The 22,355-nt window shown below is 70.9% G+C and carries 20 protein-coding genes; 13 read left to right on the top strand and 7 right to left on the bottom strand.

All coding sequences use genetic code 11. The annotated features are described in order from the left end of the window. Nucleotides 1–47: 47 nt before the first annotated feature. From ACGFIB_RS03950 to ACGFIB_RS03925, 6 genes are all read right to left on the bottom strand, one after another. Nucleotides 48–785 (bottom strand): transporter substrate-binding domain-containing protein, encoded by a 738-nt coding sequence (locus ACGFIB_RS03950; RefSeq protein WP_167748119.1) that lies wholly within the window; start codon nt 783–785, stop codon nt 48–50. 85 nt (nt 786–870) lie between these two features. Continuing rightward, nucleotides 871–1,749 carry an amino acid ABC transporter permease gene (locus ACGFIB_RS03945; RefSeq protein ID WP_393368256.1) on the bottom strand — a complete coding sequence of 293 codons (879 nt, stop codon included), beginning with the start codon at nt 1,747–1,749 and terminating at the stop codon, nt 871–873. Continuing rightward, nucleotides 1,746–2,417, bottom strand: coding sequence for an amino acid ABC transporter permease (locus ACGFIB_RS03940; protein ID WP_142568149.1), 672 nt, complete (start codon nt 2,415–2,417; stop codon nt 1,746–1,748). Before ACGFIB_RS03940 ends, ACGFIB_RS03945 begins: the two co-directional genes overlap by 4 nt. Nucleotides 2,418–2,450: 33 nt before the next feature. Continuing rightward, nucleotides 2,451–3,284 carry a glutamate ABC transporter substrate-binding protein gene (locus ACGFIB_RS03935; protein ID WP_357248616.1) on the bottom strand — a complete coding sequence of 278 codons (834 nt, stop codon included), beginning with the start codon at nt 3,282–3,284 and terminating at the stop codon, nt 2,451–2,453. 44 nt (nt 3,285–3,328) lie between these two features. Continuing rightward, complete coding sequence (locus ACGFIB_RS03930; RefSeq protein WP_142568151.1) at nt 3,329–4,084, bottom strand: amino acid ABC transporter ATP-binding protein; 756 nt, start codon at nt 4,082–4,084, stop codon at nt 3,329–3,331. A 204-nt stretch (nt 4,085–4,288) separates the two neighbouring features. Continuing rightward, nucleotides 4,289–5,704, bottom strand: coding sequence for a sensor histidine kinase (locus ACGFIB_RS03925; protein WP_357248619.1), 1,416 nt, complete (start codon nt 5,702–5,704; stop codon nt 4,289–4,291). Between the two features lie 401 nt (nt 5,705–6,105). On the opposite strand from ACGFIB_RS03925, the gene miaB reads away from it, so the two are divergent. The 3 genes from miaB (at nt 6,106) to ACGFIB_RS03910 (ending at nt 9,708) form a co-directional block, all read left to right on the top strand. Continuing rightward, nucleotides 6,106–7,563, top strand: coding sequence for a tRNA (N6-isopentenyl adenosine(37)-C2)-methylthiotransferase MiaB (gene miaB / locus ACGFIB_RS03920; protein WP_357258178.1), 1,458 nt, complete (start codon nt 6,106–6,108; stop codon nt 7,561–7,563). Between the two features lie 924 nt (nt 7,564–8,487). Then, nucleotides 8,488–8,649, top strand: a complete 162-nt coding sequence (locus ACGFIB_RS03915) for a hypothetical protein (protein WP_357248622.1) — start codon at nt 8,488–8,490, stop codon at nt 8,647–8,649. Between the two features lie 108 nt (nt 8,650–8,757). Then, nucleotides 8,758–9,708 (top strand): ribonuclease Z, encoded by a 951-nt coding sequence (locus tag ACGFIB_RS03910; protein ID WP_393368253.1) that lies wholly within the window; start codon nt 8,758–8,760, stop codon nt 9,706–9,708. Here the strand turns inward: ACGFIB_RS03910 and ACGFIB_RS03905 are convergent. Then, on the bottom strand, nt 9,681–10,373 hold the full coding sequence (locus tag ACGFIB_RS03905; protein WP_393368251.1) for a class III extradiol dioxygenase subunit B-like domain-containing protein: 693 nt from the start codon (nt 10,371–10,373) through the stop codon (nt 9,681–9,683). The two genes, ACGFIB_RS03910 and ACGFIB_RS03905, sit on opposite strands and share 28 nt — an antisense overlap. A gap of 42 nt (nt 10,374–10,415) precedes the next feature. Here ACGFIB_RS03905 and ACGFIB_RS03900 point away from each other — a divergent pair, with 42 nt between their 5' ends. The 10 genes from ACGFIB_RS03900 (at nt 10,416) to ACGFIB_RS03855 (ending at nt 22,213) form a co-directional block, all read left to right on the top strand. Further along, nucleotides 10,416–10,949, top strand: coding sequence for a methylated-DNA--[protein]-cysteine S-methyltransferase (locus ACGFIB_RS03900; RefSeq protein WP_142568157.1), 534 nt, complete (start codon nt 10,416–10,418; stop codon nt 10,947–10,949). A 28-nt stretch (nt 10,950–10,977) separates the two neighbouring features. Next, nucleotides 10,978–11,889 carry a tRNA (adenosine(37)-N6)-dimethylallyltransferase MiaA gene (gene miaA, locus ACGFIB_RS03895; protein WP_142568158.1) on the top strand — a complete coding sequence of 304 codons (912 nt, stop codon included), beginning with the start codon at nt 10,978–10,980 and terminating at the stop codon, nt 11,887–11,889. A gap of 9 nt (nt 11,890–11,898) precedes the next feature. Next, the gene (gene dapF / locus ACGFIB_RS03890) at nt 11,899–12,711 is read left to right on the top strand and encodes a diaminopimelate epimerase (RefSeq protein WP_393368249.1); all 813 of its coding nucleotides are present in this window, start codon (nt 11,899–11,901) and stop codon (nt 12,709–12,711) included. 72 nt (nt 12,712–12,783) lie between these two features. After that, complete coding sequence (locus ACGFIB_RS03885; RefSeq protein WP_393368247.1) at nt 12,784–13,542, top strand: SCO6745 family protein; 759 nt, start codon at nt 12,784–12,786, stop codon at nt 13,540–13,542. 74 nt (nt 13,543–13,616) lie between these two features. Beyond that, on the top strand, nt 13,617–15,893 hold the full coding sequence (locus ACGFIB_RS03880) for a tetratricopeptide repeat protein (protein WP_142568161.1): 2,277 nt from the start codon (nt 13,617–13,619) through the stop codon (nt 15,891–15,893). Between the two features lie 69 nt (nt 15,894–15,962). Continuing rightward, entirely contained in the window at nt 15,963–16,724 is a 762-nt protein-coding gene (locus ACGFIB_RS03875; protein ID WP_229689956.1) for an SDR family NAD(P)-dependent oxidoreductase, read from the top strand. Nucleotides 16,725–17,068: 344 nt separating this feature from the next. Continuing rightward, nucleotides 17,069–18,184 carry a quaternary amine ABC transporter ATP-binding protein gene (locus tag ACGFIB_RS03870; protein WP_393368244.1) on the top strand — a complete coding sequence of 372 codons (1,116 nt, stop codon included), beginning with the start codon at nt 17,069–17,071 and terminating at the stop codon, nt 18,182–18,184. Beyond that, nucleotides 18,185–20,122 (top strand): ABC transporter permease, encoded by a 1,938-nt coding sequence (locus ACGFIB_RS03865; RefSeq protein WP_393368242.1) that lies wholly within the window; start codon nt 18,185–18,187, stop codon nt 20,120–20,122. Then, complete coding sequence (locus tag ACGFIB_RS03860) at nt 20,119–21,099, top strand: ABC transporter substrate-binding protein (RefSeq protein WP_357248649.1); 981 nt, start codon at nt 20,119–20,121, stop codon at nt 21,097–21,099. Before ACGFIB_RS03865 ends, ACGFIB_RS03860 begins: the two co-directional genes overlap by 4 nt. Before the next feature lie 163 nt (nt 21,100–21,262). Next, nucleotides 21,263–22,213, top strand: a complete 951-nt coding sequence (locus ACGFIB_RS03855) for an ABC transporter substrate-binding protein (RefSeq protein ID WP_142568164.1) — start codon at nt 21,263–21,265, stop codon at nt 22,211–22,213. Nucleotides 22,214–22,355 lie beyond the last annotated feature (142 nt).

Here is a 22,355-nt window from a genome sequence, read left to right as displayed (position 1 = left end):
ATCCTGCCCGACGAGCCCGCTCCCGGGAGGGCGAATGCGGCAACGCATCAGTCCAGGGACGGAGGAGTGGTGTAGCGGGTGGCGAGCGCGCCGAGCTGGTCGATGACCGTCCGTTTCCAGGTGCCGTCCTCGAACATCCGGCGCAGCGCCTCTTCGACCTGATCGCGCAGTGCGGCCGTCCCGGTGGCGATGCCGTACCTCTCGGTGGACAGCCCCTTGCCGCTGAAGCGGAACCTGCCGGGATACTGCGCCGACAGCCCGGCGAGCACGGGGGCGTCGGCCACGATCGCGTCGGTCCTGCCGGAGGCCAGCAGCGGGGCGCAGGCCGCGGGCAGGTTCGCCTCCGCGAGGAAGAACTGCCGCCAGCGGGTGCCGAATTTCCGCACGAGCGGCTCGGCGGACTCCCGGGTGGCGCAGACGCGTTTGCGGGCGAGGTCGCGCGGCCGGCGGATGGACAGGTCGTGGGCCCGGACGAGGATGTCGGTGCTGGTGACGAGGTAGGGGCCGGCGACATACCGGGAGCCGGGCGGGCCGGTGGCGCCGACGACGAGATCGGCCCGCGCGGTGTCGAGCGTGTAGACGACCTGGTCGTCGCGGTAGCCGAGCGCCCGGGCGACGTATTGCGCGACCTCGATGTCGAAGCCGCTGTAGCGCCCGTCGGGAAGCCTGGTGACCAGGCCCGGCTGCCCGGGACGCACGCCGACCACCAGCGTGCCGCCGTTCCCGCATCCACCGGTCAGGAACGTGGCCGCCAGGACGCCGACCACGGCAACGCCACGCCACACGCGATCAATATCGAGGTCGCGTGCGTCTGCCCGCCAGCAGCGACACGGCAAAGATCCCTTGACCCGAGCCGTGCGGAGGGAGGGGTCAGCTCATCAGCGCGACCTCGCCGCCCGCGGCCACCTCGGCGGCGGCCGGGTCGGCCGTGATCTTCCGGCTGTGCCTGCTGCGCCGTTCCAGCCAGGTGGCGAGGTAGCCGAGCGCCAGGTTGATCGCGATGTAGACCACCGCGATGACGATGACCGAGGGGATCAGGTTGGCGTAGTTGGCCGGCACCACGCGGGCGCCCGCGTTCAGCAGGTCGGCGTACGCCACGACGAACCCGAGCGCGGTGTCCTTGAGCAGCACCACGAGCTGGCTGATGATCGCGGGCATCATCGCGGTCACCGCCTGCGGCAGCAGGATCAGCCGCATCACCTGGTTCTTGCGCAGGCCGATCGCGGATCCCGCCTCGGCCTGGCCCCGCGGCACGGCGAGGATGCCCGCGCGCACGATCTCCGCGAGGACCGACCCGTTGTAGACCGTGAGACCGAAGACCACGGCCGCGAACTCGGTCACGACCAGCCCGGCCAGGCTCCCGCCGTACTGGGCGAAGAAGATCAGCATGAGCACCGGGACCGCGCGGAAGGCCTCGACGACCACCGCGGCCGGGATCCGCACCCAGCGGTGGTCCGACAGGCGGGCGATGCCGAACACGGCCCCGAACAGCAGCGCGAGCACCGCGGCGACCGCGGCGGCGGTCAGCGTGTTGAGCAGTCCGGGCAGGATCAGCTCGGTCCAGGTCTCGGCCCGCAGGAACGGCTGCCACAGCTTGCCGTCCCACTGGCCCTTCTCGTCGAACTTCGTCCAGACGAAGTACGCCACGAGCAGCAGGACGAGGCCGGACGCGAGGGTCAGCACGTTGTTGCGCAGGCGGGCGCGCGGGCCCGGGACGTCGTAGAGGACGCCGGCGCCGCGCCCGGTCATCGGACCACCGCCAGGCGGCGGGCCAGCCGGCCGGACAGCAGGTTCATGGGAAGGGTCAGCACGACGAACCCGGCGGCGAAGCCGAGGAAGATGGGGATGATCGCGTCTCCGTGGGCGTCGAACAGGTTCTTCATCCGCAGCGCCGCCTCCATGACGCCGATCGCGGCCGCGACCGTCGTGTTCTTGACCAGCGCGTTCAGCAGGCTCCCGAGCGGCGCGATGACCGTGCGCACCGCCTGGGGGAGGATCACCAGGCGGAGCGTCTGCAGGAACGTCAGCCCGATCGCCCGGGCGGCCTCCGCCTGCCCGAGCGGCACGGTGTTGATCCCCGACCGCACGACCTCGCACACGAAGGCGGCGGTGTAGGCGGACAACCCGATGATCGACAGCCAGAAGCTGTTGAGCGACAGGTCGTCCCGGGAGAACTGGACGTTCATCACCGTGCCCAGGCCGAGGCCGCAGAACACGATGATCAGTGTGAGGGGCGTATTGCGCAGCACGTTGACGTACAGCGCACCCGCCCCTCGCAGCACCGGAAGCGGACTGACGCGCATGGCCGCCAGCACGATCCCCCAGATCAGCGAGATCACCCCGCTGACCACCGTGAGCTTCACCGTCAGCCAGAACGCGCCGAGGATGACGGGAAGCTCGTCGACGACGGCCTCCACCGCCGGCCTCCTTCCAGTGCCGCTATCGGTGCCCTAGTACCGCTCGACGGACGGCGGCGTGGTGAAGTACTTGCCGAACTCGCCGAGGTTGGCGTCGAGGGCCTTGCGCCAGCTGCCGTCGTTGAAGAACTTCTCGATGGCGTTGTTGATCGCGTCGCGGCCGGACTTGTCGTCCATCTTGATGCCGATGCCGTACTTCTCCTCGCTGAACGGCTGGCCGATCAGCTTGAACTTGCCGGGGAACTGGGCGGCGAACCCGGCGAGGATCGTTGCGTCCGTGGAGATCGCGTCGACCTGCTGGTTCTCCAGCAGCGGCAGGCACGCGCCGTACCCCTGCTGCTGAGTGAGGTTCTTGGACTCCCACTCGGCCCCGAACTTGTCGGCGAGCCGCTTCGGCGACGACGAGCCCTGCGCGCCGCAGACCTTCTTGTCCTTGAGGGACTCGACCCCGGTGATCGAGGTGTCGTCGGCGCGGACGAGGATGTCCTGGCCGGTGATCAGGTACGGCCCGGCGAAGGAGATCTTCTTCTTGCGCTCGTCGGTGATGGAGTAGGTCGCGACGACCATGTCCACCTGGCCCTGCTGGATGAACGGCTCCCGGTTGGCCGACTGGGCCTCCTTGAAGGTGATCCCGCTCTCCGGCACGCCGAGTTCCTTGGCGACGTACCTGGCCACGTCCACGTCGAACCCGCCGTAGGTGCCGTCGGGCTTCTTCAGGCCCCAGCCCGGCTGGTCGATCTTGATGCCGACGACGAGCTTCTTGTCGTTCTTCGCCTTGTCGGCGATCGAGTCCGCCCCGGAGTTGCCGCAGGCCGTCAGGCCGGTAGCCAGGGCGGCCAGCGCGAGCAGGCCGGCTCCGAATCGCATCCGCGTCACCTTTCGCTTCTTGTGGAGCTTGTCGTGAGCTGGGATCAATGAGTGAGGATCTTGGAGAGGAAGTCGCGGGCGCGCTCGGTGCTCGGCTGGGTGAAGAACTCCGAGGGCGACCCCTCCTCGACGATCTGGCCGTCGGCCATGAACACGATCCGGTTGGCCGCCCGGCGGGCGAAACCCATCTCGTGGGTGACGACCATCATCGTCATGCCGTCCTTGGCCAGGCCGGTCATCACGTCGAGCACTTCCTGGACCATCTCGGGGTCGAGGGCCGAGGTGGGCTCGTCGAAAAGGATCATCTTGGGGTCCATGGCCAGCGCGCGGGCGATGGCCGCGCGCTGCTGCTGGCCGCCGGACAACTGGGCGGGATACTTGCCCGCCTGAGAGGTGATGCCGACCCGTTCAAGCAGTTCCATGCCCCGCTGCTCGGCCTGCTGCCGGGAGATCTTCCGCACCCTGGTCGGACCGAGCGTGACGTTCTCCAGGATCGTCTTGTGGGAGAAGAGGTTGAAGGACTGGAACACCATCCCGACCTCGGATCGCAGGCGGGCCAGAGCCCTGCCCTCCGCGGGCAGCTCCCGCCCGTCGAAGACGATGGTTCCGGTGTCGGTCGTCTCCAGACGATTGATCACCCGGCACAGCGTCGACTTGCCGCTGCCGGACGGGCCGATGACGACGACCACCTCGCCCCGGCCCACGCTCAGGCCGATGTCCTTGAGCACATGCAGGGGACCGAAATGCTTGTTGACTCCCTCCAGCCTGACAAGCGGGTCGGAACCACTGATCTCCGTCATGGTCAACAACGTAGGGGGGTCAACGTCGCCGAGTCACTAACAGGCCGGTACCGAATAGATCACATCCCGGCTGCTCAGGACATCAGTCCCGGTTTGTCCGTACGTCCCGGCCCATGCGGCCCGGGACGCGGTCCCGGTCGGCTCAGGCCGGCCTCGCGCCGCGCAGGAGCGCGGATACACAAAAATCCCGAGCCGGAAAACGGCTCATCGTGGGACCGGCATACTGAAAAATCCGGCGTGACCGGCAAGATGCTCGCTTCGGCCGGCGGTATGAGGCGCTTCGCGGATGGGGAGGCGCAGGACGAACCGTGCTCCCCGTTCGCTGTCCTGGATGGTCAAGGTGCCCTGATGCGCTTCCGCGATCTCCCGCGCGATCGCCAGACCCAACCCGGTGCCCCCTGAGTCCCGGTCGCGGGAGGCGTCCAGCCGGGTGAAGCGGTCGAAGACGATCTCCCGGTGCTCCGGGGCGACTCCGGCGCCGTCGTCGAGGACCTCCAGCGTCGCCGTCGGCCCGTCGGCCCGCACGCTGACGGTGATCTGCGAGGTGGCGTGCCGTTCGGCGTTGTCGAGCAGGTTCACCAGGAGCCGGGTGATCCGCAGCCGGTCGCAGTCGACGAAGACGTTCTGCCGGAGATCTTTCACGATCTTCATTCGGTAGGTGCGGCGGTCGAGCTCGCCGCCGAGCAGCCGGCCGAGGTCGGTCGGACTGAGATCGAGGGGGGCACGGGCGTCCAGCCTGGCCAGGGTCAGCAGATCGGTCACGATCGCCTGAAGCCGGTCCACTCCGGAGAGCACCGCCGCCGTCATCGTGGGCCAGTGGGTGTCGTCCGGATGCATGAGGGCCTCTTCGAGCTGGGTCCGCATGGCGGTGAGGGGGCTGCGCAGGTCGTGCGAGGCGTCCGAGGTGAACTGCCGCAGTTGCTTGTACGCGCCTTCGAGCCGGTCCAGGGTGTCGTTCACCGTTCCGGCCAGGAGCTTGATCTCTTCCTGGTTGTTGTGCGCCACCGGGACCCGGCGGTGGAGATGGGTGGCGGTGATCTCCGCCAGTTCCGTGCGGATGGCGTCCACCGCGGTCATGTCCCTCTTGGCCACATGGAAGGTTCCGGCCGCCGTCATCGCGGTCATCAGCAGGGACATGCCGATCGCGAAGGACAGCGCCGCCGTGTTCCCGTACCAGGGGATGGTGGGCGCCGAGACGTAGAGGAGCCAGGGCCCGTCCGGCTGATAGACCTTGTAGGAGAAGACGGTCATGCAGCCTTTCAGCCCGGCCGGAGGGCACAGCACCCGTTCGGCGTGCACGCTCGCGCTGGCCGCGCGGAAGGTGGCCATCGGGGGCTTGTGGGCGAGTTGCGGCGTCGCCGCGACGACCTCGTTCCGCGTGTTCAGGACCTGGATCGCCATGTCCTTGCCCGCCGGCAGCACGGGGGGGAGGAACCCCTCTCTGATGAGGGGCACCACTCGGTCCCACGCCCCGGTGACTCGAGCCCGGGACGACTCGTCGTCCTTGCTGCCGACGACGACGAGGAAGAGCAGACTGACCCCGGTGCACACCAATGCGGCGACGGTGGAGTAACCAACCGTCCTGCGGATGAGAACGGATGATCGCTTCCAGTTCACCATGGTTCTGGCCAATCCGTGGGGAGCGTGGTCCATGCACTCACAAGGGCATCACATAGAGATGAATGATTCAATAAAACGATATTTTCGCTTTTCACAAGCCTGGGTAATGACAGATGCGAGCCCTGGTCATGACAGCGGGATCCGCGCCCCCGATCCGGTCCGCGCCGGGAGGGCGCGGCGTGCGGCGGCGACGCTGTGCGTGGCCCCGCGGCCGAGGCCGCGAGCCGGCCTGGCCGGCCGTGCCGGCGATCGGGTGCGCGACGTTCCGGTACGGGCGAGGGCGGGAAAGCGCCTACCCTTGTAGGGCGATGACTGCGACCACACAGACTGTGACGACCCAGGGCGCCGAAAGCGTGACGACGATACAGGCGGGCACCGAGGGCGCGGCCCGGACCTACGAGGTGCGGACCTACGGCTGCCAGATGAACGTGCACGACTCCGAGCGGCTGTCCGGGCTGCTGGAGGACGCGGGATACGTCCGCGCGGCCGAGGGGGACACGCCGGACGTCGTCGTGTTCAACACCTGCGCCGTACGCGAGAACGCCGACAACCGGCTCTACGGCAACCTGGGCCACCTGCGGCCGATCAAGATGGCCCGTGAGGGCATGCAGATCGCGGTCGGCGGGTGCCTGGCGCAGAAGGACCAGGGCGAGATCGTCCGCCGGGCCCCCTGGGTGGACGTGGTCTTCGGCACCCACAACGTCGGGTCGCTGCCGGTGCTGCTCGAGCGAGCCAGGATCGCGCAGGAGGCGCAGGTCGAGATCAAGGAGTCCCTGGAGACCTTCCCCTCCACGTTGCCGAGCCGCCGCGAGTCGGCCTACGCGGCGTGGGTGGCGATCTCGGTCGGGTGCAACAACACCTGCACGTTCTGCATCGTGCCGTCGCTGCGCGGCAAGGAGAAGGACCGCCGTCCCGGCGACATCCTCGGCGAGGTGCGCACGCTGGTCGACCAGGGCGTCCTGGAGATCACCCTGCTGGGCCAGAACGTCAACACCTACGGCGTGGAGTTCGGCGACCGGCTCGCGTTCGGCAAGCTGCTGCGGGCCTGCGGGGACATCGAGGGCCTGGAGCGAGTCCGCTTCACCTCGCCCCACCCGGCGGCCTTCACCGACGACGTGATCGCCGCCATGGCCGAGACGCCGAACGTGATGCACCAGTTGCACATGCCGCTGCAGTCCGGCTCCGACCGCGTCCTCAAGGCCATGCGCCGGTCGTACCGGTCCGAGCGCTACCTCGGGATCATCGAGCGGGTCCGGGCGGCCATGCCGGACGCCGCGATCTCGACCGACATCATCGTGGGCTTCCCCGGCGAGACCGAGGAGGACTTCCAGGAGACGCTCGACGTCGTACGGCAGTCGCGCTTCGCCAACGCGTTCACGTTCCAGTACTCCATCCGCCCCGGCACCCCGGCCGCGACCATGGAGGACCAGGTGCCCAAGGCCGTCGTCCAGGAGCGGTACGAGCGCCTGGTCGCCCTCCAGGAGGAGATCTCCTGGGAGGAGAACAAGAAGCAGGTCGGGCGCACTCTGGAGGTGCTGGTCGCCGAGGGCGAGGGCCGCAAGGACGACGCCACCCACCGCCTGTCCGGCCGCGCGGCCGACAACCGCCTCGTCCACCTCGCCGCCGCCGGCGCCGCCGAGGCGCGCCCCGGCGACATGGTCACCGTCGAGGTGACCTACGCCGCGCCGCACCACCTGGTGGCCGACAAGGTCCTGTCCGTGCGGCGGACCCGCGCGGGCGACGCGTGGGAGGCCCGGCAGGCCGCCCCGCAGCGGGGCAGCGCGGTCAGCTTGGGGATGCCCACCGTTGGCCGTCCCGCTCCGCCGCCCGTGGAACCGTCCGCCTGCTCGGCCGTCTGACGCGCCGGCCCCCGCGACGTCCAGGCCTCTGACCCAAGGCGTCCGGGTTACTGACCGCGACGTCCGGGCCACTGACCGCGAGGTCCAGGTCACTGACTGAGGCGGCGCAGGACCTCGTAGCAGTAGGCGCGGCGCAGGTCGTCGTCGAATCGCAGGCAGGGGTCCTGGATCCGGGTGCGCGCCGCGCCGTCCGCCCCGTCCGCCCCGGCTGATCTCGGGGTCGCGGAGTTCCGTGCCGTCGCGTCCTTGCCCGCTGTGTCCCTGGCCGCTGTGTCCTCTGCCGCCGATTCGCGGGTCGCGGAGCTCCGAACGGCCGGCTTCGAGGCGTGCGGAGAAGCGATGCGGGCGGGCCGGGGTTGGCGCGCCTCCTCCGTCCCGGCGCGGCCTGACGTGCCGGTGGAGCCGCTCGTGCCGCCCGCGCCGCTCCGGGACGACGAGACGGGCGAGGGCGGTCGGGACCGGGAGGAGGGGTTCGCCGTCCGGGGAGGGTGCCCGGGCGACCGTGACGCTCCGACATCGTGACCGGGCGGCAGCGCGTCGCGTCGATGTGCCGCCGGTTCGTCCTTTGTTAATTCTCGCGCCGATTGTCCGCTTTCTGGGCTTTCTGTGGTGTCTCGCGGCGCCGTTTCCTCCGCCTCCTTCCGGTGCTCCGCCGCGCGTTCCGGTTCCGTTTCCGGTCGCCCGGATCCGGTTTTCCATGGGGAGGGCGCCGGCGAGAAGAAAGGGCCGGCGGCGGGAAATCCCGGCGCCGGACGTGCAGGAGAGGCCGCGGCGCCCAGATCGGCGGCCGCCGGCCGGGCGGTGGAGGGCGCGGGGTCGCGCGTGGGCAGGACGGCCAGGACGACGCCGAGTCCGGCGATCGCGGCCACGCCGACCACACCCGTCAGGGCGAGGACGGGATGGCCGTCGCGCCGGTGCCGAGGGATGGGGGAGAAATCCGGCAAGGTCGTATTCTTCCATGCGGCGGTCGGTCGTATCGGATTTCTCAGTCTGCCCGCCACGCGCGAATTCCAGCGGCGGTTCCGGCGATTTCCGGGAACTCCAAATACGCCGCCCGGCCATTATTCGGAGAAATATCCCGAATGATGGCGAATATTGGCTGAGTTGCGCCACGGTAGGTGAAAGGCCGCCATGGCGGTGCTTGCGCCGCGGCGCGGCGGCGCCCGATCGCCGGACACGTCCTACCATCGCGGTGTGTCCGTTCGTGAACTGGTCGTCCTCGGCACGTCGAGTGCGGTGCCCACCCGTCACCGCAACCACAACGGTTACCTGCTCCGCTGGGATGGCGAGGGGTTCCTGTTCGATCCGGGAGAGGGCACCCAGCGGCAGATGCTGCACGCAGGGGTGAGCGCGCACGACATCACCTGGATCTGCGTCACCCACTTTCACGGCGACCACTGCCTGGGGGTGCCCGGCGTGGTCCAGCGCATCGCCAGGGACGGGGTGAACCACGAGGTGCGGGCGGCCTACCCCGCGAGCGGCGAGACGTACTGGGGGAGGCTGCGCAACGCGTCGGCCTTCGCCGACACCGATGTGATCACACCTCGCCCGGTCTCCGGCGAGGTGGTCCGGTGGCCGTCGGGGCCCGTGACGCTGACCGCGCGGCCGCTGTCGCACCCCGTCCAGTCGTACGGCTATCGCGTGGACGAGCCGGGCGGGCGCCGCATGCTGCCCGGGGAGCTGGCCAGGCGGGGCGTGCGCGGGCCGATGATCGGGGAGCTCCAGCGGCACGGCTCGCTGACGATGCCGGACGGCTCGACGGTCACGCTGGAGGAGTGCAGCGTCCCCAAGCCGGGGCAGAGCGCGGCCTTCGTGATGGACACGCGGGTGTGCGACGGGGCGTTCGCCCTGGCCGACGGCGTCGACCTGCTGGTGATCGAGTCGACGTTCCTGTCGGACGAGAGCGCGCTGGCCGCGCAGTACGGGCACCTGACGGCGGCCCAGGCGGGCCGGATCGCGGCCGACTGCGGGGTGCGGCGGCTGGTGCTCACCCACTTCTCCGAGCGGTACACCACGGCCGACGAGCCGCGCTTCGTGGACGAGGTGCGCACGTCCTACGCGGGGGAGGTCGTGACGGCCCGCGACCTCATGCGCGTCCCCGTGCCGAAGCGCGCGGACTACCAGGCCCAGCGGGCGGCGAAGTAGCCCACGCCGTACGGCGCGTCGTCGTACAGCAGCTCGGAGGCGGCCGGCGGGGGCGCTCCCTCCGCCGCGCCGCCGAGGACCTGGAAGGCCGCCCGGCCCGCCGCCCACTGTTCCCGCGCCTCGTCCGGGTCGAGGCCGAGCAGCCGGCCGGCGTCGCCCGAGGCGAGCGCGCCGGCGAGCGTCTCGTCGTACGGCACGGCGCCGGGATGGATGTACCCCGGCGCCTTCTCGGTGCGCCTGGCCGAGCCGTCGCCCATGACCAGCAGCGCCACCCGCGGCGCCGACGTCGCCAGGCGGCGGCCCAGCGCGGCGCACTCGTCCGGTGGCGCGTCGAAGCCCACCGCCTCGAACCGCAGGACGGGAAGCGTCCCCGTCCCCTCCAGCAGCCAGCGGCCGATGGTGAGCGACAGCGGCAGGACGAGATCCCCCGGGCCGACCCGGACGTCGGGGCCCCACGGGCGCAGCGTCCCCGCGGCGTTCCCGGGGAAGGACGCGGTGGTCTCCGCGCCGCCGACCACGGCCAGCACGTCGGGGCGGGCGTCCAGGAGCGACCCGGCCGCCGCGGCGCAGGCCACGCGCAGGTCGTCGAGTTCGGGCGCGGCGGCCCCGGCGACCTGCGGGACGAGCAGCGGAGGATGCGGGCAGACGGCCGCGGCGACCAGCACCCGATCACCCTACCCCGCTGCACCACGCGCAGAATGGGATGTATGGACAGCAGCACGGTGGCGTTCGCGACCGTACCGACCAGGCTGGGCGACGTGCTCGCCGCCGTCACCGAGGACGGGGTCGCCGCGACGCATTTCCAGGACGGCCCCCTGGTCAGGGAGCGCATCGCCGATCGCCTCGGCATGGCCGTCGCCGACGACCGGGTCCGGACGGCCGCGGCCGGCGAGGAACTGGCGGCGTACTTCCGGGGTGAGCTGAAGGAGTTCCGCGTGCCGGTGGACTGGCGGCTCATGTCGCTACTGCAGCGGCAGGTCCTCGGCACGTTGTCCGCCACGGTCCCGTACGGCGAGGTGGTGACGTACGGGGAGCTGGCGGCGCGGAGCGGCACAGGGGTCCCGGCGCGGGCCATCGGCTCGATCATGGGCGCCAACCCGATCCCGATCATCGTGCCGTGCCACCGGGTCGTCGCGAGCAACGGGCTCGGCGGCTTCAGCGGCGGCGAGGGAGTGGAGTCCAAGCGGTGGCTGCTCACCCTCGAAGGCCACCTGCCTCCCACTCTCGACTGGGACATCTGACCTCCCCGCCGCTGGGACACTGGAGGGTGTGGGGCAGCTACCTGTGATCGCCGTCGTGGGCGCGACCGCGGCGGGAAAGTCCGATCTGGCCGTCGAGCTCGCGCTCCGCCTGAACGGCGAGGTGATCAACACCGACTCCATGCAGCTCTACGAGGGCATGGACATCGGCACGGCCAAGCTGACCCGGGAGGAGCGGCGCGGCGTCCCCCACCACCTGCTGGACATCTGGCCGGTGACGCGGACCGCGAGCGTGGCCGAATACCAGCGGCTCGCCCGCCCCCTGATCGAGGGCCTGCGCTCCCGCGGCCGGGTGCCCGTGCTGGCGGGCGGCTCCGGGCTCTACGTGCGCGCCGCGATCGACGACCTGGAGTTCCCGGGGACCGACCCGGACGTGCGCGCCCGGCTGGACAAGGAGCTCGCCGCGACCGGCCCGGCGCCCCTGTACGAGCGGCTCAAGGGCCTCGACCCGGTGGCCGCGGAGAACATCCTGCCGAGCAACGGCCGCAGGATCGTCCGCGCCCTGGAGGTCATCGAGCTGTCCGGGCGGCCGTTCTCCGCCACGATGCCGTCGTACGACGCGGTCTACGACAGCGTGCAGATCGGCGTCGAGGTGCCGCGGCCGGTTCTCGACGAGCGGATCGAGCGCAGGGTCGCCCTCATGTGGGAGGCCGGGCTGGTGGACGAGGTGCGCGCGCTCGCCGCGCGCGGCCTGGCGGAGGGCAGGACCGCCGGCCGGGCGCTCGGGTACGCGCAGGTGCTGCGCTTCCTGTCGGGGGAGTGGACCGAGGAGCAGGCGCGGGAGGAGACGGTGCGGGCCACCCGCAGGTTCGCCCGGCGGCAGGAGTCGTGGTTCCGCCGCGACCCTCGCGTGGTGTGGCTGCCGTTCGACGCGCCTGACCTGGCCGGTCGCGCGATCGCCGTGATCACCGGCGCCTCCTAGACTGCTGCCATGCGTTTTGTGAAGGGCCACGGCACCGAGAACGACTTCGTCATCCTGCCGGACGCCGACGCCACGCTGGACCTGTCCGCGGCGGACGTCGCGGCGCTGTGCGACCGGCGCGCCGGCATCGGCGCCGACGGGGTGCTGCGCGTCGTGCGCACCAAGCTCTGCCCCGAGGCGGCCGGGCCGGCCGGCGAGGCCGAGTGGTTCATGGACTACCGCAACGCGGACGGCAGCATCGCCGAGATGTGCGGCAACGGTGTCCGGGTCTTCGCCCGCTACCTGGTCGACGCGGGCCTCGCGGCGCCCGGCGAGTTCGCCCTCGCCACCCGCGGGGGCCTCAAGCGCGTACGGCTCGGGGTGACGGGCGACGTGACCGTGGACATGGGCAGGCCGCGGGTGCTGGGGGACAGCCGCGCGGTCGTCGACGGGCGCGAGTGCCGCGGCGTGAACGTGAACATGGGCAACCCCCACCTGGCGTGCGCCGTGGAGGAGCCGGTGGCCGGGTTCGACCTCGGCCGCGAGCCGGACTTCGACCGCGCGGACTACCCGGAGGGCGTCAACGTCGAGATCTTCAACACCGTGGGCGACCACAGGGTGACCATGCGGGTGCACGAGCGGGGTTCGGGGGAGACGCGCTCGTGCGGCACCGGGGCGGTCGCGACGGCCGTCGCCGCCGCTCACGCCGCCGGGGAGACCACCGGCACCTGGGAGATCCGGGTGCTCGGCGGCACGGTCACCGTCACGCTGGAGGAGGACACGAGCTACCTGTCGGGGCCGGCCGTCCTCGTCGCCTCGGGGGAGTGGCCCGCCGTCCTCTGATCGTCCAAGGGACTTGCGGAACATTGTTCTAACCCCCCACCCTGGGTCTGAAGATTGGATCGAGGAGGGCGCATGGATCCGCGTGACGCGGTGGTGGAGACGAAGGCGGCGATCGGGGCCCTCGGCGGGGGCTTCATGATCTCGCGGGAGGTCAAGGCGCTGTGCGAGCGTCACGGCCTCGGCCCACGGGAGATGTACTTCCGCGGCAGGTGCGGCGTCCTCGGCGAGGTGGACGCCGATGTCGTGCTCGCGGCGGTCGTCTTCTTCCCGGCCGGGCACGTCCGCGAGTCGTGGGAGGGCGGGCGCAAGCTCCCGGCCGAGGAGGCCGCCTCGCTCTACGCCGGCGCCTGCCACGACTGGGGACGGCGCCGGCTCGCCGGGCTCGGGAACGCCGACCGGCTGGCGGAGCTGCTCGCCGCCGTCGCCGACGGCGCCGACCCGTTCTGCGCGCCGCTGTTCGCCGGATGGCGGGCCATGCCGCGGCCCGGCGGCGGGCCTGCTCTGGCGGCCCACCTGCTGCACGTCGTGCGGGAACTGCGCGGCGGCCGGCACGCGACCGCCGTGGTGGCGCACGGACTCGACCCGCTGGATGCCACCCTCGTGGGCGCGGACGGCACCGGGACTCCGATCCCGTACGACCGCGCCTCCGACGTCGCCCGTTTCCTCGCCTGGCCCGAGCCCTACCCGGAGCCGTCGGCGGAGACGGCGGAGCGCAGGGCCGGGGTGGAGGAGCTGACCGACGACCTCGTCGCCCGTGCGTACGCGGCGCTCGGCCCGGCGGAGCTCGCCGAACTCTGCGCCCTCCTCCGGGAGGCGTCCCGGGTGCGCTGACGCGCTGACGCGCCGGTGAGCATAAGGCCGCGTTCGTTTGGGTCATGGTCGGCGACCTGGCAGACTGACTGCCCATGGACGTGGACATCTGGGCCTGGGTCGGTAGCACCCAGCGTGAACTGCACGAGGCGGGCAACACGGGGCTGGCCATGGCGCTGGGTGACGTGCCCGGGCAGGCGCTGGAGGGCCGTTTCACCCAGCTCGACGTCGTGGCGCCGGCGATCGCGCAGCACGCCGAGACGCTGGAGAAGCCGTGGCTGGAGTTCTTCGCGCGCTACTGGCACCTGGTCGGCCGGGCGGGTGACCGGGCGATCGGCGCGGTCGCGCTCGACGACGCCGTGGCACTGGCGGACTTCGCCCAGCGTGACGACGTCCGCGACTGTCCCGCCGCCCCCGGCGCCGTGGAAGTCCTGGCGATGACCCAGGCCAACACCGACGGCCCCGGCTACGCCGAGACCCGGCTGGCGACCCTGGGCGCGGCCCTCAACAGCGTCGGCCCCGACTCCCTCGCCTTCTCCGGCCTGGCCACGCAGTACGTCGCCGCCCTGCTCGACGCGGGCCAGGCGGCCGAGGCCGTCGCGTACGCCGAGGCGGCGGTCGAGCGCCTGCGCGGCGAGGAGCGCGAGGCGAGCTGGGAGCTGGGCGCCGCCTCCGTGCGGGCCCTGCTCGCCGCCGGCCGCCCGGACGACGCCCTGGCCGCGCTCGACGCCTCGACCGGCTTCAAGCCGGACGACCCGGTCGCGAAGGGCCGCCGCGAGACCCTGCTCAGGTCGCAGGTGCTGGCCACCCTCGGCCGTGTGCAGGAGGCCGTGGACGCGCTGCCCGACCTCGACGTGGTGGGCGACCACGCGCGCGAATGGGTGGAGTGGGCCCGCACGGTCCGCATGCTCACCGAGGGCATCGCCAACACCTGGCAGCTCGGCCGCATCCTGCGGCAGTGGATGGCCTACTTCGAAAGCGTGGGCGGCCACCGCGCCCGGTTCGAGCTGGCCCTGACGGCCGGGCACCTGGCGGTCGCCCGGCAGGGTCTGTGGCAGGCCCGCCTGCTGGCCGACTACGCCGAGGCCGTGATCGCCGATCTGCGCGCCACCGAGGGACTCGCCGAGCGGGTGGCCGAGCTGCGCGCCGCGGCGGACGACGCCAAGGAGCTTCCGCCGCCCGGCCCCCGCGACGAGCTGGTGGCCTACTTCGACGCCGCCGACGGCCGCACGGCCGACCCCGAGCGGTGGGTGGGCTGGCTGTGGCCGTTGTCCGGCACCGACCTCGAGGCCACCCGGCGCCACACCACGACGCTCGGGTTCCTCGGCTACGCCCCGGTGGGCGCCGACGTCTACTGGAAGACGGTCGTCGAGGACGGCGACCCGGCCGCCGCCGGCGACGAGGACATCTCCTACCTCACCGGCCTGCTCATCGAGGCCGGGCAGGACGAGCGGGTGGAGACCCTGGCGGCCCGGCTGCCGCAGACGCGTTCGCACCTCGCGCTCGCCCGGCTCCACCGCGCGCGCGAGCGCTGGGAGGAGACGGCGGCCGAGGCCGAGCAGGCGGCCGCCAACGAGGGCGGGCTGGAGGCGCTCCGCCTGTGGTCGGGCGCCGTGCAGCAGCTCGGCGACAACGTCAAGGCGGCCGAGATCCTCAAGCCGCTGCTCGACTCCGGCGAGGGCGAGGAGGAGGACGTCTGGCGGATCATCGTCCTGTCCACCGCCGTGGAGGACTGGGCGACCGTCCGCGCCGCGGGCACCAAGCTCGGCATGCCGATCGAGCCGGGCGAGGGCCCGATCGAGGAGGAGTGGCACCTGGTCCGGGTGATCCTCCCCGCCCCCGACGGCAGCCAGCGGGAGGTGCTCGCCGTGCGGACCGGCCCGGCCACCGCGCGCCTGGCGATCCCGCAGCCCCGCGGCATGGACTACAACGCGGGCGACGTCGTCGTGATCGACCCCCGGCCGCTGGAGCCGATTCCCGAAAACGAGCAGGAGCGGGAGAGCTTCGTCATCCCGTTCGCCGGGGTGACGATGCTGCGCCCGGGCGGCTACACGAGCTGGTTCTTCGACGGCGCGGCGCCGTCGGAGGACGAGTGGGCCGAGTTCAACGAGGTCCTCGCCGAGCGCGGCTGGCCGATGTGGGTCTACAGCGACGAGAACTACCGCGTCACCCACCCGGCCACCGGCGAGCAGTTGCCCGGCGTGTTCGGCTGGATCGCGATCCCGCCCGCCGCGCGGCCGGCGGAGCTGGACGCCGTCCTCGACGACGTCACCGAGCAGTGGTCCCACCCGCTGGCGTGGCTCGACCTCGCCCGTGAGGTCGGCATCGAGGCCGAGCGGCACGAGCGGATCTCCAAGGAGTACGGCCTCTGATCCACCCGTCCCGCACCCTGGCAAAACCTTGCTCTAGAGTCGGGTTCGATTCTTGGGCGAGGAGGCGGCGTGATCCTGGACCGGTTCCGTCTTGACGGCAAGGTGGCCATCGTGACGGGGGCCTCGTCGGGGCTCGGCGTCGCCTTCGCCGGGGGCCTGGCGGAGGCGGGCGCCGACGTGGTGATCGGGGCCCGCCGTCCCGAGGGCCTGGAGCGGACCCGGCGGCTGGTCGAGGAGACCGGCCGCCGCTGCCTGGCGGTCCCGACCGACGTGTCGGACCCCGAGGAGTGTCAGGCCCTCGCCGACGCGGCCATGGGCGAGTTCGGCCGGATCGACGTGCTGATCAACAACGCGGGCGTCGGCACAGCCGTGCCCGCCCTGCGGGAGACTCCCGGCGAGTTCCGCCGCGTGATCGACGTCAACCTGAACGGCACCTACTGGATGGCGCAGGCCTGCGCCCGGGTCATGCGGCCGGGATCGTCGATCGTCAACATCGGCAGCGTGCTCGGCGAGACCACGGCCGGGCTGCCACAGGCGGCCTACAGCGCGTCGAAGGCCGCCGTCGCCGGCCTCACCCGCGACCTCGCCCAGCAGTGGACCTCGCGCCGGGGCATCCGGGTCAACTGCCTGGAGCCGGGTTTCTTCGACTCGGAGATGACCGCGCAGTATCCCGACGGCTACCTCGACCGCGTGCGGGAGCAGCGGGTCCTGATGAAGCGCTCGGGCGATCCGGAGGAGCTCGTCGCCGCCGCGGTCTTCCTCGCCTCCGACGCCGGTTCGTACGTCACCGGGGCGGTGCTCCCGGTCGACGGAGGCATTCTCGCCACCTGATCCCGGCCCGGCTGCCACCACGCCCGGGAGTCGGTCCTCACACCGCGCCGCCGCGCCCTCACCGCCCGGTATTGCCCGCGGAGCGAAAGATCACCGGACGATCACGATATGGAGTTTAGGTGGCATTTTTCACCATATGAGGGGCAGCAGGGCCCTAGCCTCAGACCTGTTGTCAAAACAGGATCCGTGTTGCGCGTAGCGCAACGCCTGTGCGTGTGCCCTGAGGAGTCGTTGGCCCCCCGCTCTTCATTCACGGCGTTCGAGCGGCAGCCCTCGCGCCGTGCTTTGGCGTTTCCGGGCGTCCACGCCGCCTCGCGGGCGAGCGCCAAGTGAGGGGAATCAGAGTGGGCACAGCCGCGATCGAGGTTCGCGGGCTCTGGAAGATCTTCGGTCCCAAGGCCGACCGGATCATCGGCAGCCCCGACGCCGAGCTCGAGCCCGCGCAACTGCGGGCGAAGACGGGGTGCACCGCCGCCGTCAGGGACGTCAGCTTCGAGGTACGCCCGGGCGAGGTCTTCGTCGTCATGGGCCTTTCGGGCAGCGGCAAGTCGACGCTGGTGCGCTGTCTCACCCGGCTGATCGAACCGACGGCGGGAGAGCTGCGCATCGACGGCCAGGACGTGCGCGCCATGTCGGCCAAGCAACTGCGCGAGCTTCGCCGCCACCGGGTGAGCATGGTCTTCCAGCACTTCGGGCTGCTGCCGCACCGGAAGGTCGTGGACAACATCGCCTACGGCCTGGAGATCCAGGGCGTCGGAAAGGCCGAGCGGCACGAGAAGGCCCGGCGCATCCTGTCGCTGGTCGGGCTGGAGGGCCATGAGGACTCCTATCCCGAGCAGCTGTCGGGCGGCATGCAGCAGCGGGTGGGGCTGGCCAGGGCTCTCGCCGTCGACCCCGAGGTGCTGCTGTTCGACGAGCCGTTCAGCGCGCTCGACCCGCTGATCCGCCGCGACATGCAGGCCGAGGTCATCCGGCTGCACCGAGAGGTCGGCAAGACCATGGTCTTCATCACCCACGACCTGTCCGAGGCGCTCAAGCTCGGCGAGCGCATCGCGATCATGCGTGCGGGCGCGATCGTGCAGGTGGGCACCCCCGAGGAGCTGGTCGGGGCGCCCGCCGACGAGTACGTGGCCGACTTCGTGCGGGACGTTCCCCGGGCGCAGGTGCTGTCGCTGCGCTGGATCTCCCGCGCCCCCGAGCCCGGCGAGCCGCTCGACGGTCCCGAACTCCCGGCCGGCACCGTGATCCACGACGCGGTCCCGGCCGCGATGGCGTCCGACCGGCCCATCCGGGTCGTCGCCGACGGCGAACTGGTCGGCGTGGTGAGCCGCGTCGACCTCCTCGGCGCCGTACGGCCCGAAACCGAGCGCGTGGTCGTCACCGCCCCCGCCGAGACGGCAGAGGCGAGGACTCGCGGGGGCGCGGCGGTCGCCTCGGCCGGCGCGTCAGGGGAGGCGTAGATGGTGAGCGCGCCCGTTCAGGCGGCGCCGCCCGTGCAGGCCCCGGCGCGGGCCCGGCGCCTGCCCCGATGGGTTGTGCCGGTCGCCGGAGTGGTCGCGGGGGTGGCCCTCTACGTGCTCTTCCGCGGCAGGGCCGTGCTGCCGCACGACGACGACGCCACCCTGTTCCACTGGCTCAACGACGCCCGCGACTGGGTCGACGCCAACCGCAACAGCAACCCGATCTTCCTGTACGTCGTCAACTACCTCCGCCTTGGCGCCTCGGAGGTCTTCGCGCTCATTCAGGGCGCCCTGGTCGCGCTGGGATGGCCGGGGCTCGTCGGCCTGGCCGCCGGCCTCGGCTGGCTGGCGGGCGGCTGGCGGATCGCGCTCGTCTCGCTCGTGGGCTTCGCCGGCCTCGGCGTGCTCGGGTTCTGGGAGGCGAGCGTCGAGACGCTCGCGCTGACGCTGTCCGCGGTGGTGCTGTCGCTGCTGTTCGGCATCCCGCTGGGGATCTGGGCCGGTCGCTCGCCCCGCGTCCGGCGGATCGTGACGCCGGTGCTCGACGTCATGCAGATCATGCCGACGTTCTCGTACCTGTCGCCGATGGTGCTGCTGTTCCTCATCGGGTCGGCGTCGTCGACGATCGCGACGATGATCTACGCGATGCCGCCGGCCATCAGGATCACCGCGCTGGCCATCGAGCGGGTCTCCGGTGTGACGGTGGAGGCGTCGGAGTCGCTGGGCGCGACCGGGTGGCAGACGCTGCGCAAGGTCCGCCTGCCGCTGGCGCTGAACACGATCATGCTGGGCGTCAACCAGACGATCGCCGCGGCTCTGTCGATGGTGCCGCTGACGGCGCTGATCGCGGCGCCGGGCCTCGGCGAGGACCTGCTCCGGGCGCTCGCCCGGGTCAACGTGGGCGCCGCGCTCGTGCCCGGGATCGCGATCGTGCTGATCGCCATCGTGCTGGACCGCATGACGCGGGCGGCGGCGCAGCGGCGCGACGGCGGGAGCCGGGCGCGGACCGTCCGCTGGGGCGGCTTCGCCGTCCTCACGGCCGCCGGGCTCGCCCTGACCCCCGTGCTGGCGCAGGAGTTTCCCGAGCAGTGGCAGGTGCAGGTCATCAGGCCCATCAACGACGTGGCCGACTGGATCGAGGCGCACTGGTACACCTTCACCGGCTTCCTCAACGACACCGTCGCGTACGGCTTCCTCAACCCGCTGCAGGACCTGCTGACCAGCGCTCCCTGGTGGCTGGTCACGGTGGCGGTTTTGGTGTTCGCCTGGCGGGTGAGCGGGCCGGCGGCCGGTCTGGTGGCCGCCGTCTGCCTTCTGGGCGTCGCCGCGCTCGGCCTGTGGGAGCACGGCATGGAGACGCTGACGATGGTGCTGGTCGGCTCGGTGATCACGATCGCGGCCGGGCTCGCGCTGGGCGTGGCGGCGGCGCGGTCCCGATGGTTCGCCGCCGTGCTGCGGCCGCTCCTGGACGCCGCGCAGACGATGCCGTCGTTCTCCTACCTGCTGCCCGCCGTGGCGCTGTTCGGCAACGGCCGCTTCACCGCGATCATGGCCGCGTTCATCTACGCGGTGCCGGTGGTCGCGCGCGTGGTCGAGGACGGCCTGCGGGCGGTCCCCGGCACCGTCATGGAGGCGGCGAGGTCGACGGGCTCCACGGACCGGCAGCTGCTGTGGAAGGTGCAGCTGCCGATGGCCCGCGGCTCGCTGCTCCTGGCGGCGAACCAGGGCATCGTCATGACGCTGGCAATGGTGGTGATCGGCGCGCTGGTCGGCGCTGGAGCTCTCGGATACGACGTCGTGGCCGGTTTCGCGCAGCAGGAGGACTACGGCAAGGGCCTCGCGGCCGGCGTCGCCCTGGTCCTGCTCGGAGTCATGCTCGACCGGATCACGCAAGGCGCCAACGGGCGCCGCTCTCCCCACAAGAAGAGGAACGCATGAAGAAGTTACGCCTAATCGCAGGGATTCTCGTTCTCGGCCTGAGTGCGGCCGCCTGCGGAGGCGCCAAGGTAGAGGACGACTCCGCGGCGGCGCCCAGCGCGAGCGCCGCGGGCTCCGCGGCCGCGTCCGCCGGGGGCACGGTCAAGATAGCCATCAACGGCTGGGTCGGCTACGAGGCCGACGCCGCGGTCGTGTCGTACCTCCTGGAGCACGAGCTCGGCTACAAGGTCGAGAAGGTGACGCTCGCCGAGGAGCCGTCCTGGCAGGGCATGGAGTCGGGCGACGTCGACGTCGTGCTCGAGAACTGGGGCCACCCGGACCTCAAGAAGAAGTACATCGAGGAGAAGAACGTCGCCGTCGAGGCGGGCAGCACCGGAAACAAGGGCGTCATCGGCTGGTATGTGCCCGAGTGGATGGCCCAGAAGTACCCCGACATCACCGACTACAAGAACCTCAACAAGTACGCCGACCTGTTCAAGACGTCCGAGTCGGACGGCAAGGGCCAGATGCTCGACGGCGACCCGTCCTTCGTCACCAACGACGAGGCGCTGGTCAAGAACCTGAAGCTGGACTACAAGGTCGTCTACGCCGGCAGCGAGGCCGCGCTGATCAAGGCCGCCAAGCAGGCGACCGACCAGAAGAAGCCGCTGCTCATGTACTTCTACGAGCCGCAGTGGCTGTTCAACCAGGTCAAGCTGGTCAAGATCAACCTCCCCGCGTACACGGAGGGCTGCGACAGCGACCCCAAGAAGGTCGACTGCGACTACCCGCCGTACGACCTTGACAAGATCGTGAGCAAGAAGTTCGCCGACACCGGCGGCAAGGCGTACGAGCTGATCAAGGCCTTCCAGTGGACGAACGACGACCAGAACGCGGTCGCCGACGACATCACCAACAACGGAATGTCGGCCGAGGACGCGGCCAAGAAGTGGATCGAGGCCAACACCGCCAAGTGGCAGGCCTGGATGCCCAAGTGATCTGAGGATCACGACGCCGTGCGCCCCGCCTGGGCGTGAGCACTCGTCGGCCGCGATCCCCGTGATCGCGGCCGATCCCGCTTGTTGTGGAATACTCTGCCGGTGTCGCGGCGGCCCCGCCGCTCGCGTTCGCCGCCCCGTACGACATCAGATGAGGCTAGATATGAGGATCCGTCTCCTTGCCGGCGTGCTGACGCTCGCGCTGGCCATGACCGCCTGCAGTGGCGGGAGTTCGGATGACGCCGCCGGAGCAGGCGCCGGGGGCGGCACGAAGACCGTACGACTCGCGATCAACCCCTGGATCGGCTACGAGGCCAGCGCCGCGGTCGTCGCCTATCTCCTCGAGCACGAGCTCGGCTACAAGGTCGAGACGATCGAGAGCGCCGAGGCGGACTCCTGGAAGGGCTTCGAGAAGGGCACGGTCGACGCCGTCCTCGAGAACTGGAGCCACCCGGAGCTCAAGAAGGAGTACATCGACGACAAGAAGGTCGCGATGACTGCGGGCGAGGACGGCAACAAGGGCGTCATCGGGTGGTATGTCCCCGAGTGGATGGTCCAGAAATATCCGGACATCACGGACTGGCACAACCTGCCCAAGTACAAGGACCTGTTCAAGACCGACAAGAGTGAGGGCCTGGGTCAGTTCCTCGCCGGCGACAAGTCCTTCGTCACCAACGACGAGGCGCTCATCCAGAACCTGAACCTGCCCTACAAGGTGGTCTACTCCGGCAGCGAGGACGCGCTGATCGCGGCGGCTCGCAAGGCCACAGAGAACGAGACCCCGCTGCTGATGTACTTCTACGAGCCGCAGTGGCTGTTCAACCAGCTCAAGCTCGTCAAGATCAACCTTCCGCCGTACGCCATCGGGTGTGACGGCGATGTCAAGACGATCAAGTGCGACTATCCGCCGTACCTGCTCGACAAGATCGTCAGCGTGAAGTTCTCCAAGACCGGTGGCAAGGCGTACGAGTTCATCAAGAACTGGACGTGGACCAACGACGACCAGAACGCCGTGGCCTACGACATGGCGGTGAACAAGATGAGCGCCGAGGCGGCCGCGAAGAAGTGGGTCGACGCCAACAAGATCGTGTGGCAGGACTGGATCCCGTCCTGATCCACCGGATCTGATCCATCGGGCCGTTGATCAGGCCCGTCATCGGGCGCGTTCGAGGGGCGGGGGCCCCGGGGGGGGGGGCCCCCCCGGGGGGGGGCCCCCCACCCCCCCCCCCCCCCCTAGGCCTCATTTTTAAATATTA

It is taken from the genome of Microbispora bryophytorum, from assembly GCF_043197435.1.
Lineage (GTDB): Bacteria > Actinomycetota > Actinomycetes > Streptosporangiales > Streptosporangiaceae > Microbispora > Microbispora bryophytorum.
Note: the sequence above shows the minus strand (reverse complement) of the source record. Positions and strands in the feature narration are given on the sequence as shown.

Bases quoted from the DNA above. Each gene is read 5' to 3' on its own strand.
- ACGFIB_RS03945 (WP_393368256.1), bottom strand. From the start codon at position 1,749: ATGACCGGGCGCGGCGCCGGCGTCCTCTACGACGTCCCGGGCCCGCGC.
- ACGFIB_RS03935 (WP_357248616.1), bottom strand. From the start codon at position 3,284: ATGCGATTCGGAGCCGGCCTGCTCGCGCTGGCCGCCCTGGCTACCGGC.
- ACGFIB_RS03930 (WP_142568151.1), bottom strand. From the start codon at position 4,084: ATGACGGAGATCAGTGGTTCCGACCCGCTTGTCAGGCTGGAGGGAGTC.
- ACGFIB_RS03925 (WP_357248619.1), bottom strand. From the start codon at position 5,704: ATGGTGAACTGGAAGCGATCATCCGTTCTCATCCGCAGGACGGTTGGT.
- ACGFIB_RS03915 (WP_357248622.1), top strand. From the start codon at position 8,488: ATGGGGGAGAAATCCGGCAAGGTCGTATTCTTCCATGCGGCGGTCGGT.
- ACGFIB_RS03900 (WP_142568157.1), top strand. From the start codon at position 10,416: ATGGACAGCAGCACGGTGGCGTTCGCGACCGTACCGACCAGGCTGGGC.
- dapF (WP_393368249.1), top strand. From the start codon at position 11,899: ATGCGTTTTGTGAAGGGCCACGGCACCGAGAACGACTTCGTCATCCTG.
- ACGFIB_RS03885 (WP_393368247.1), top strand. From the start codon at position 12,784: ATGGATCCGCGTGACGCGGTGGTGGAGACGAAGGCGGCGATCGGGGCC.
- ACGFIB_RS03880 (WP_142568161.1), top strand. From the start codon at position 13,617: ATGGACGTGGACATCTGGGCCTGGGTCGGTAGCACCCAGCGTGAACTG.
- ACGFIB_RS03865 (WP_393368242.1), top strand. From the start codon at position 18,185: ATGGTGAGCGCGCCCGTTCAGGCGGCGCCGCCCGTGCAGGCCCCGGCG.
- ACGFIB_RS03860 (WP_357248649.1), top strand. From the start codon at position 20,119: ATGAAGAAGTTACGCCTAATCGCAGGGATTCTCGTTCTCGGCCTGAGT.
- ACGFIB_RS03855 (WP_142568164.1), top strand. From the start codon at position 21,263: ATGAGGATCCGTCTCCTTGCCGGCGTGCTGACGCTCGCGCTGGCCATG.